General features: G+C 32.9%; 12 protein-coding genes. 5 read left to right on the forward strand and 7 right to left on the reverse strand.

What is annotated here, in order from left to right; genetic code table 11:
• Positions 1-216: 216 nt before the first annotated feature.
• Both aqpZ and LDL23_RS05940 read right to left on the reverse strand, forming a co-directional pair.
• Positions 217-918 (reverse strand): aquaporin Z, encoded by a 702-nt coding sequence (gene aqpZ, locus LDL23_RS05935; RefSeq protein ID WP_291264887.1) that lies wholly within the window; start codon positions 916-918, stop codon positions 217-219.
• Between the two features lie 111 nt (positions 919-1029).
• Positions 1030-1938 (reverse strand): DMT family transporter, encoded by a 909-nt coding sequence (locus LDL23_RS05940; protein WP_291264888.1) that lies wholly within the window; start codon positions 1936-1938, stop codon positions 1030-1032.
• A gap of 160 nt (positions 1939-2098) precedes the next feature.
• Here LDL23_RS05940 and LDL23_RS05945 point away from each other — a divergent pair, with 160 nt between their 5' ends.
• Positions 2099-2695 carry a murein L,D-transpeptidase catalytic domain-containing protein gene (locus LDL23_RS05945; RefSeq protein WP_291264889.1) on the forward strand — a complete coding sequence of 199 codons (597 nt, stop codon included), beginning with the start codon at positions 2099-2101 and terminating at the stop codon, positions 2693-2695.
• Between the two features lies 1 nt (position 2696).
• Here LDL23_RS05945 and LDL23_RS05950 read toward each other — a convergent pair whose 3' ends face one another.
• The 4 genes from LDL23_RS05950 to htpG all read right to left on the reverse strand — a co-directional run bounded on the left by LDL23_RS05950 (position 2697) and on the right by htpG (position 5779).
• Positions 2697-3095 (reverse strand): DUF2721 domain-containing protein, encoded by a 399-nt coding sequence (locus LDL23_RS05950; RefSeq protein ID WP_291264890.1) that lies wholly within the window; start codon positions 3093-3095, stop codon positions 2697-2699.
• A gap of 6 nt (positions 3096-3101) precedes the next feature.
• The gene (locus tag LDL23_RS05955) at positions 3102-3539 is read right to left on the reverse strand and encodes an SRPBCC domain-containing protein (RefSeq protein ID WP_291264891.1); all 438 of its coding nucleotides are present in this window, start codon (positions 3537-3539) and stop codon (positions 3102-3104) included.
• Between the two features lie 86 nt (positions 3540-3625).
• Positions 3626-3826 (reverse strand): hypothetical protein, encoded by a 201-nt coding sequence (locus tag LDL23_RS05960; RefSeq protein WP_291264892.1) that lies wholly within the window; start codon positions 3824-3826, stop codon positions 3626-3628.
• A 69-nt stretch (positions 3827-3895) separates the two neighbouring features.
• A complete protein-coding gene (gene htpG, locus LDL23_RS05965; protein ID WP_291264893.1) occupies positions 3896-5779 on the reverse strand; it encodes a molecular chaperone HtpG in 1884 nt (627 codons plus the stop codon).
• Positions 5780-5948: 169 nt separating this feature from the next.
• Between htpG and LDL23_RS05970 the strand changes: the two genes are divergently transcribed.
• The 4 genes from LDL23_RS05970 to LDL23_RS05985 all read left to right on the forward strand — a co-directional run bounded on the left by LDL23_RS05970 (position 5949) and on the right by LDL23_RS05985 (position 8549).
• Positions 5949-6425: a lipocalin family protein gene (locus LDL23_RS05970; RefSeq protein WP_291264894.1), complete on the forward strand. Its 477-nt coding sequence runs from the start codon at positions 5949-5951 to the stop codon at positions 6423-6425.
• 6 nt (positions 6426-6431) lie between these two features.
• Positions 6432-7127 (forward strand): OmpA family protein, encoded by a 696-nt coding sequence (locus LDL23_RS05975; protein WP_291264895.1) that lies wholly within the window; start codon positions 6432-6434, stop codon positions 7125-7127.
• A 75-nt stretch (positions 7128-7202) separates the two neighbouring features.
• Positions 7203-8123 (forward strand): ABC transporter ATP-binding protein, encoded by a 921-nt coding sequence (locus LDL23_RS05980; protein ID WP_291264896.1) that lies wholly within the window; start codon positions 7203-7205, stop codon positions 8121-8123.
• A 42-nt stretch (positions 8124-8165) separates the two neighbouring features.
• On the forward strand, positions 8166-8549 hold the full coding sequence (locus LDL23_RS05985) for a DUF559 domain-containing protein (protein WP_291264897.1): 384 nt from the start codon (positions 8166-8168) through the stop codon (positions 8547-8549).
• Positions 8550-8650: 101 nt separating this feature from the next.
• On the opposite strand, the gene LDL23_RS05990 is transcribed toward LDL23_RS05985, so the two are convergent.
• The coding region (locus LDL23_RS05990) for a prolyl oligopeptidase family serine peptidase (protein ID WP_291264898.1) at positions 8651-10000 on the reverse strand (1350 nt) is incomplete at its 5' end.

Here is a 10000-nt window from a genome sequence, read left to right on the forward strand (position 1 = left end):
TTTTCTTTCCAAAAATGGTGATGTCATCTTGTTGCCAAGGCGTTTCGTTTAATAATTTATCCCAAAGTAAATCCGCTTCTTCTTTGTTGAAGAAATTGGGATAGAATTCAAAAACCGCATCGGGTAGCGGAAGTATTATCTTTTCTTTTGGAAATAAATCAAGCATAAAAAAAAGCGATGATTAACATCGCTAATTTACTGTTTTTAGAGTGAATTTTATTTGTTGTCTTGTAATAAATTTTTGTAAATGAAACCTGCTACGATAGCACCTGTAATAGGGGCTGCCCAAAACAACCATAACTGACTCAAAGCTTCGCCTTGAACAAAAAGCGCTTGAGAAGTAGATCGTGCAGGATTTACAGAAGTATTGGTGATAGGAATACTAATCAAATGAATTAACGTTAAAGCTAAACCGATGGCTATTCCGGCAAATCTTCCGTTGGCTAATTTATCGGTTGCTCCTAAAATAATAATTAAGAAAAACATCGTCAGAATAAATTCCGTTATAAAAGCAGCCATCATGCTGTAACCTCTGCCGTTATAGACCTCCGATTCGTAGAAATTAGTTGCAAAAGCACCGGCGCCCTCTGAAGAAAAAGCATTGCCTCCATTTAGGATAAGATATAATACACCTGCAGCTGCAGTGGCTCCTAGAACTTGTGAAACAATATAAGGAACGATTTCTTTTTCAGAGAATCGACCGCCAGCCCACAATCCTAAAGTAACAGCAGGATTGAAATGACCTCCCGAGATGTGTCCAACCGCATAAGCCATGGTTAAAACGGTTAATCCAAAGGCAAGGGAAACGCCCACTAGTCCAATTCCGATATCAGGAACTCCTGCTGCGAAAACAGCTGCACCACAACCTCCAAATACCAACCAAAAGGTTCCGAAAAATTCAGCAAATAATTTTCTCATAGTTAAATAGTTTTACTTACAATTTCTTGTAATGGTTATTTAACTAAAATTACTAAAAAAGAATCTTGGTTTAAGTGTTTGAAAATAAAGTTATTAACAGTGTAATTCTTGCTAATTTTTTTTCTTGAACTGAATGTTCATAATCACAATAGCGGTAATTATTAACACAATTCCCATCCATTGAATGAATAACACTTGTTCATTTAAAAGGAAAAATGCCATCATTACCGAAACGGGTAATTCTAATGAAGAAACAATACTTCCTAATCCAATTCCGGTATGAGGAAATCCTGCATTTAATAACATGGGTGGAATAATTGTTCCGAATAAAGCTAAAACAATTCCCCATTTCGTAAAAATTTCAAAATTGAAAGGAGTAACTTGAGTGTATAAGCTGAAACCAAATACGATAACCGCTCCACCTAATAACATATACAAACTTCTTTGTGCAGAAGAAATTCCTAATGCTACTTTGTTAGCTGTAAACATTGTTGTTGTAAAAGAAGCAGCAGCTAATAATCCCCAAAATAATCCGTTTGCCCAATCAATTGTTGGGTCATTGAAATCAATTTTAAAAATATTAATAGCTAAAGCGGTTCCAATTAATACAATGATAACCGAAATTATTTTTTGAAATGAAGGCGCTTTTTTGTCTAAAAACCATTCTAGTAAAACACCCATCCAAACGGTTTGCATTAGCAATACAATTCCAATAGAAACAGGAATATATTTTACTGCTAAATAGTAGAAAACACTTGTCATTCCTAATGAAGTTCCGGCCAACATCAGTTGGAAAATATTTTTTGGAGAAGCTTTTACCGCTGTGTTTTTGTTTTTGGTACGTTGGAATAAGTTGATGATTAAAATCCCAATAATTCCATAAATAAATTGTGATGAAGTTACTTCCGCCGTTGTAAAATCTTCTTTGTAAGCTAGTTTAACGAAAGTAGCTAACATACCATAACTCGTTGCACCTAATGCAACCAAGAAAACACCTTTGATAATATTGTTGTTTGACATATCCTAAATTTTTTAAGGGGCGCAAAGATAGGGTAAAAAGAAAAAAGAGAATAGATAAAAGAAGAAAGATTTTTTGAGGGTTTAATTTTAGTACGAATTTAACATCATTGTTTTAAATAAAAATTCGAAAGTGGAGTTATACTATTCTAATCCCATTTCTATGAAGCATTTTTTACTATTGATAGCAGTTTGTTTTTTATGTTGTAATAATTCGGAAGTTGAACCTTTAGCTGTAAAAGATTACAGTTCATTTCATAAAGAAGCAGCTTCCTTTTGTAAAGAAAATAATTATAATGAATCGTATTATTTTTTAGTTGATTTGAGTGTGCATTCTGGGAAGAATCGTTTTTTTATTTATGATTTTGCAACGAAGAAAGTGTTGGATAAAAATTTGGTTACACATGGCAGTTGCGATCAATTTGAAGAAAACCCAGACAAATGGGAAAAGGTAAAATTTGATAATAGAGTAGACAGTCATTGCTCGATGAAGGGGAAATACAAAATAGGAAGTCGCGATTATAGTTCGTGGGGAATCAACGTGAAATATTGGTTACACGGACTAGAGTCTTCCAATAGAAATGCGGAAAAAAGAGTTGTTGTTTTGCATTCTTGGAATGCTGTTAAAAATCAAGAAATTTATCCAAGATATAGTCCGTTGAGTTGGGGTTGCCCAGCAGTTTCAAATGAATTTATGGATAAATTAGATGAGCGTATACAAAAATCTAAAAAACCAGTTTTGTTGTGGATTATTGAATAAATTATTCTACATCTTCTGATAAATCTTTCAAATGAACTCTCAATGCATTTACTGAAATGCTTATTTCCCAAAACGAAATTCCTAATGAAATCAATAAACAAAATAGGCTAGCTCCGAAGAAGTAAATGCCAAAATCTCCATGATTTACATAAAGTAGCAACATTGCAAAAACTGATAAGAACAAACACATTACACCAAACAATTGCATGTAACGGATTAGCGTTAATCTTAAGTTTAAGTTTTTAATTTCTAGTAAAATGCTTTTATTGTGATTGTCGTCGTAGTTTTTCTTCAAGTTACGAATGATTTGAGCAATCGTTAAAAATCGGTTCGTGTAAGCTAATAAAATTAACGAAGTTGCAGAGAATAATAAAGCAGGAGTTTCTATTGATAGTGTCATGAGATTTTAATTTTCGGAGATTTCTTTTATAGTTGCTAATCCTTTTGGGAATGATTCTAAAAAGAAATTAGCATATTCATCTACGATATCCAATGTTACTAAGACTTTTGAAGTCGTTCCATTTGAAATCACGCTATAATTTTCTTGAGCTCCTGTCCAAGATTTTGTGGCTTCATCAAGAGGTTGTTCTTCAAAATCTTTAATGTTGCCAATATGAGTAAAAAACATTTTTTCATTAGGAACTAAAGTGGAAATTTCACTGTACATGCCATTTCCATTTGGATCTAAAAAATGAATGCGTTCGCCTTGTTTCCAAGAAGATTTTGCATACGAACCTTCACAAAAAGCGGATGTCCATTTTTTGTAGTTTTCTTCTTCCCACATGGCGTTCCATACTTTATCGGCTGGAGCGTTTATTTCGATTTCGAATGTTAGTTTTTTCATAGTTCTTAGTTTGGTAATCAAAGTTAAAAAAAATCCTGACAGGTTTCAAAAACCTGTCAGGATTAGTTATAGATTTAAATTTACTTTTAGGCTTTCAGTATTTTCTTTATAGTAAAAGCATAACTAAAATAAATTATAGAAATTAAGGTAAAAACAATTCCTGTCATCATAAAAAATTCAAAAAATCGCATTAATACATTTGGTTCTTTAACATCGCCATCGGCAATAAATCCTATAGTTGTTATTGCTAAAGCAATAGTTAAAATGTTTAAAATTTTTTTCTTCATAATTGGTGAGTTTAATACCTTTTTAACGACATAAAATTAACTTTAGTATACTTTCTGAAAATCTGAAAGCTATTTCAACGTCTCAAAACTTCTTTTCACAAAAGCAGTCAACTCTTCACCTTTAAGTAATCCTTGTGAAAGTTTTGCTAAATCTAAAGCTTGTTTTACCAAGTCTTTTTGTACGTCTTCTGAACTGTTTAAAATAGTAGAGGCTAATTCTGAATTTGTGTTAACCACTAAATTATACATATCTGGAAAGTTGCCCATACCAAACATGCCGCCACCGCCAGTTGCACTCATCTCTTTCATTCTACGCATGAATTCGGGTTGCGTGATGATGAATGGTGAAGCATTACTGTCTAAGTTTTCTAATTGAACTGTATAGTTTTCTTTTGGAACTACTGTTTCAATAGAGGATTTTAGTTTTTCTTTTTCGTCATCGGATAATTTCGAAATCGTTTCTTCTTCTTTTTGAATTAATTTATCGATATAATCCGCATCTACACGAACAAAAGTTACATTCTCATTATCCGCTTCTAATTTCTGAATCAAATGTGAAACGATTGGCGAATCTAACAACAACACTTGATATCCTTTTTCTTTAGCAATATCAATGTAGCTGTGTTGTGCATCTTTATTTGAGGCGTATAAAACAACTAATTTTCCGTTTTTGTCGGTTTGGTTGTCTTTTAAAGTTTCTTTTAATTCTGCCAACGTATAATATTTGTCTTCTGTCGTTGGATATAAAACGAAATCGCCTGCTTTTTCATAGAATTTTGGTTCCGAAAGCATTCCGTATTCCAATACCACTTTGATGTCGTTCCATTTTTGTTGGAAATCATCACGGTTTTCGTTGAATAATGATTTTAATTTGTCTGCTACTTTTCTAGTGATGTAATTTGAAATCTTCTTCACGTTACCGTCGGCTTGTAAGTACGAACGCGATACGTTTAATGGAATGTCTGGTGAATCTACCACACCTTTTAACATCATTAGGAATTCAGGTACAATTCCTTCTACATTATCCGTTACGAATACCTGATTTTGGTACAATTGAATTTTGTCTTTCTGAATTTGTAAATCCGATGATAATTTTGGGAAATATAAAATTCCAGTCAAATTGAATGGATAATCGACATTCAAATGGATGTTGAATAACGGTTCATCAAATTGCATTGGATACAATTCGCGATAGAAATTTTTATAATCTTCTTCCGATAAATCACTTGGTTGTTTGGTCCAAGCTGGATTTGGATTGTTGATGATGTTATCTACGTCAACATATTCTGTTTTGTAATCTTCTGGAGCATTTTCTGGTTTTGGAAGTGCTTCTTTTTTCGTTCCAAATTTAATCGGAATTGGCATGAACTTGTTGTATTTGGTCAACAATTCACGGATTTTGAATTCTTCTAAAAATTCTAACGAATCTTCCGCTATATGTAGGATGATTTCGGTTCCTCTTTCCGTTTTATCATGCGGAACTAGAGTAAATTCCGGACTACCATCGCAAGTCCAATGTGCTGCGGGCTCATCTTTGTATGATTTGGTGATGATTTCTACTTTAGAAGCCACCATGAACGCCGAATAAAATCCTAATCCAAAGTGTCCGATAACACCTGAATCTTTGGCAGAATCTTTATATTTTTCTAAGAATTCTTCTGCTCCTGAGAATGCGATTTGGTTGATGTATTTTTCCACTTCATCGGCTGTCATTCCTAGACCTTGGTCGATAATGTGAAGTTTTTTACCTTCTTTATCGATTTTTACTTCGATAATAGGATTGCCATATTCTACTTTTGCTTCGCCAATGCTAGTTAAATGTTTTAATTTTAAAGTAGCGTCGGTTGCATTCGATACTAATTCACGAAGAAAAATTTCGTGGTCACTGTACAAAAACTTTTTGATTAAGGGAAAGATGTTTTCTACTGAAACATTAATTTTTCCTGATGCCATGTTTAAAATTTTAAGTTAAACAAATTTTTGTTTTTGGATATTCAAATTCGATACCAAATCATAAAATATGACAAATTGACGTAGTAATTTCAGTATGCTTTTTTAGACGATATTGTTTTAATTCCAAAATAAATGGAGTAAATTTGTAAGAATGTAAAAAAACAGAAAAATGAAAAAAAAGGCACTATTCTTACTGTTGGCTATTGTTTTTTTTGGATGTAAACCAAAAGAAACGGTTACTAGTACAAAATTGGATAATAAAACCGAAGTGGCTATTAAAGGAAACTGGAGAATAGCGTCGGTAAACTTTCCTGGTTCAGAATATTTGAAAGTTACTTCCTTTAACATTGCGGATGCAAAGTGTTTTGAAGGAAGTCAGTGGAGTTTTGTTTCTAATAATAATAAAGGAAATATGCTTTTAGATAAAGCAAATTGTCCTACTTATAGTAGTAATATTACTTGGTATATTAATAAAGACGGATTTATGGTAATCAAATTTTTAACGGAAGGGGTAAAGGCTAAGCATACTGATTCTGGTTATATTTTAAGAGTTGCCAATGTGAGTGCTTCCTCATTTCAGTTAATTGATAAAGTAAATGTTGGTGGGCAATTTGTTGATATCGTATATAATTTTGAAAAAAAATAAGAACAGATGAAAAAAATAGCCATTTATTTAGTAGCGGGTGCATTGGTAGGTAATGTCATTTTATCAGGATGTAGTTCGGTAAAAAATGCAAATAATACTCAAAAAGGAGCTGTTATAGGTGCTGTAGGTGGAGGTGTTTTAGGTGCGGTTATTGGTAATAATGTTGGTAAAGGAGGAAACGGCGCTTTAGGTGCTGTATTAGGAACTGTTATTGGCGGTACCGTTGGTGGTATTATTGGAAATAAAATGGACAAACAGGCTCGTGAAATTGAAACGGCTTTACCGGGAGCACAAGTAGAAAGAGTGGGAGAAGGTATTCGTCTTGTTTTAGGTGAAAATTCGGTTAATTTTGACTTTAATAAAGCTACCTTAACCAGTAAAGCTAAACAGAATTTAGATAAATTGGTTCCTGTATTCAAAGAATATGCCGATACTAATATTAAAATTTATGGTTTTACCGATAGCAAAGGATCTGATGATTACAATTTGAATTTATCCAGTCAGAGAGCAACAGCTGTTAAAAATTATTTAGCTACTAAAGGTTTAGTTTCTAGTAGATTTACTGTAGTAGGTATGGGAGAAGCAGAGCCAATAGCAACAAATGATACAGATGCAGGTAGAAGTTTAAATCGTCGTGTTGAGTTTGCTATTATAGCCAATGATAAAATGATTGAAGACGCTAAAAAAGAAGCCGGAAAATAGTGTTAAATCATTTAAAATTTAATAGAGCTGCTCTTAGGAGTGGCTTTTTTATTTGTAATTTTGAAAAAAAAAGAAATGCTGACCGTTAGAGATATTTCCTTTTCCTATAATGATACTCCCAATTTAAATTCGATTTCGTTTAGTTTATCTAAAGGAAAAAACTTGGCTTTAATTGGTGAAAGTGGATGTGGAAAAAGCACTTTGTTAAAATTAATTTATGGCTTATACGACTTAGATGAAGGTCAAATTTTTTGGAATGATATAGAAGTGTTGGGTCCGAAATATCATTTGATTCCAGGAATGCCTTTCATGAAATATTTGGCACAAGATTTTGATTTGATGCCATTTATAACGGTAGCTGAAAATGTAGGAAAGTATCTTTCAAATTTTTTTCCAGAAGAGAAAAAAGCAAGAATCGTCGAGTTACTTGAAATCGTAGAAATGACCGAATATGCCAATGTAAAAGCGAAATTTTTGAGTGGTGGTCAAATGCAACGAGTTGCTTTAGCTCGAGTTTTGGCTCTTGAACCAGAAGTTTTATTGTTGGATGAGCCTTTTAGTCACATCGATAATTTCAGAAAGAATAGTTTGAGACGAAAATTGTTTGGTTATTTAAAAGAAAAAGGAATCACATGTGTTGTTGCTACTCATGATAGTACTGATGTTCTATCTTTTGCCGATGAGGTAGCGATTATTAAAGATGGAAAAATTATTGAAAGCGGTATTCCAAAATTCATTTACGATAATCCAAGAGACAAATATGTAGCTTCATTATTTGGAGATGTCAATGAGATTGAAATTAACGGAGAACTAAAATTTGTTTATCCACATCAATTAAAAGTGGTATTGAATTCCGATTTAAAAGTAGAGATTGTCAATTCTTATTTCAGAGGAAGTCATTATTTGATAGAAGCAAAATATGGTAATCGAATTTTGTTTTTTGAAAATGATGCAACTTTGGAGAATGGGGAAGTGGTTTGTTTGAAAAAAGTGTAACATCCCCCTAACCCCCTTCAAAGGGGGAATTGCAAATAAGATATGAAAGAAATTAAGAGAAATAAAATTATCCCATACAATCCGAAATTAAAAGAGTTGGCTAGAGAATTAAGGAAAAATAGCACACCAGCAGAAATTGTATTTTGGAAAATGGTGAAAGGTAAATCTTTAGGTGTAGAATTTCATAGACAAGTTCCAATGCTAAATTATATTGTGGATTTTTATTGTCATGAAATTGGTTTGGCAATTGAATTAGATGGAACTATTCATGATAATACTTTTTTGGAGGACGCAAAACGACAAGGAGAATTAGAACAACAAGGAGTTGTTTTTTTAAGGTTTTCAAATGATGAAGTACTCCAATATAGTCATCATGTCTTAAACGAGTTATCTGCGAAAATTAAAAAACTGAATAGTGATTCGTAGAAAAAGTTCCCCCTTTGAAGGGGGCTAGGGGGATGTAAAAAAAATAGACCTTCAAATCTCTCAATTCAAAGGTCTATTTTCTCAATTCAATACTCTATTCTCTAATTCTTTAAATATTTTTCTAAGAATTGATCTTGTTCCCATAATAAATGTAAGATATTTTCTTTGGCAACATAACCGTGACTTTCTTTTGGTAGAATCACTAATCTTGCTGGACCACCTAATCCTTTTAATGCTTGAAAATAACGCTCCGATTGTAAGGTAAAAGTACCCGGATTGTTATCGGCTTCACCATGAACTAATAGTAACGGAGTTTTCATTTTTTCCGCGTTCATAAATGGCGACATTGTATTGTATACTTCTGGAACATCCCAGTAATTACGTTGCTCGCTTTGGAATCCAAAAGGTGTTAAGGTTCTGTTGTAAGCACCACTTCGTGCAATTCCACAAGCAAATAAGTTAGAATGAGTTAATAAATTAGCCGTCATGAAAGCTCCATAAGAGTGACCTCCAATTGCTACTTTTTTACGATTGATGTAACCTAATTTATCCACTGCGTCAATTGCTGCTTCTGCATTAGCAACTAATTGAGGAATAAACGTATCGTTTGGTTCCGTTGTTCCTTCGCCAATAATTGGGAAAGCCGCGTCATCTAAAACCGCATAACCTTTGGTTACCCAATATACAAACGAGCCGTAGTTAGGGAACGTAAATTCATTTGGATTTTTATCGTTTTGTCCAGCTGAATTTTTGTCTTTGTATTCTGCTGGATAGGCCCAAATTAATAAAGGTAATTTCTCTTTTTTCGTTTTGTCATAACCTGCTGGTAAATACAAAGTTCCTGAAAGTTCAATACCATCTTTTCTCTTGTATTTAATGACTTCTTTATGAACGTTTTTAATACTTTCGAATGGGTTTTTGAAAGCGGTAATTGGTGTTAATTTGTTTTTTGATTTGATGTTTCTAAAGTAGTAATTTGGATATTCATTTTTAGATTGAATCATTACTAACACTTCTCCTTTTTTGAAATCTTCAATCGACATCAAATCTTCTTTTTTGTCTTTCATGTTAGAAGTATACAATCTCGTTTTTTTCAACGTATTGAAATCATACTCGTCAATAAAAGGAAATTGTCCTTCTTTTGTGTGTCCGTCACCAATTAAATACCCTTTGTTGTTTTCTATGGCGATAACGTATCTTCCAAATTCATTCTTTTTCATCTCGAAATTTCCAGGATCTGAATAGATATCTTGCGAATTTCTATCTTCAATAATTTTTGGAGCAATAGCTAAATTGGATGGATTGAATAAATACGCTTTTGTATTTCTTGTGTCGTACCAAGAATCGGCTACAATCGCAATATTATCGTTTGCCCACATGATGCCTCCATAACGTTGTTGCGTTTTGATTAAACTTGTAGGATTTGATGTAAATGGTGCTTCCCATAAGAA

The sequence above is a fragment of the Flavobacterium sp. genome, from assembly GCF_020217025.1.
In the GTDB taxonomy this organism is placed as follows: domain Bacteria; phylum Bacteroidota; class Bacteroidia; order Flavobacteriales; family Flavobacteriaceae; genus Flavobacterium.

Coding starts and splice junctions, on each gene's coding strand:
- LDL23_RS05945 (WP_291264889.1), top strand. CDS start 2,099: ATGAAGCATTTTTTACTATTGATAGCAGTTTGTTTTTTATGTTGTAAT.
- LDL23_RS05940 (WP_291264888.1), bottom strand. CDS start 1,938: ATGTCAAACAACAATATTATCAAAGGTGTTTTCTTGGTTGCATTAGGT.
- LDL23_RS05970 (WP_291264894.1), top strand. CDS start 5,949: ATGAAAAAAAAGGCACTATTCTTACTGTTGGCTATTGTTTTTTTTGGA.
- LDL23_RS05955 (WP_291264891.1), bottom strand. CDS start 3,539: ATGAAAAAACTAACATTCGAAATCGAAATAAACGCTCCAGCCGATAAA.
- LDL23_RS05980 (WP_291264896.1), top strand. CDS start 7,203: ATGCTGACCGTTAGAGATATTTCCTTTTCCTATAATGATACTCCCAAT.
- aqpZ (WP_291264887.1), bottom strand. CDS start 918: ATGAGAAAATTATTTGCTGAATTTTTCGGAACCTTTTGGTTGGTATTT.
- LDL23_RS05975 (WP_291264895.1), top strand. CDS start 6,432: ATGAAAAAAATAGCCATTTATTTAGTAGCGGGTGCATTGGTAGGTAAT.
- LDL23_RS05985 (WP_291264897.1), top strand. CDS start 8,166: ATGAAAGAAATTAAGAGAAATAAAATTATCCCATACAATCCGAAATTA.
- htpG (WP_291264893.1), bottom strand. CDS start 5,779: ATGGCATCAGGAAAAATTAATGTTTCAGTAGAAAACATCTTTCCCTTA.
- LDL23_RS05960 (WP_291264892.1), bottom strand. CDS start 3,826: ATGAAGAAAAAAATTTTAAACATTTTAACTATTGCTTTAGCAATAACA.
- LDL23_RS05950 (WP_291264890.1), bottom strand. CDS start 3,095: ATGACACTATCAATAGAAACTCCTGCTTTATTATTCTCTGCAACTTCG.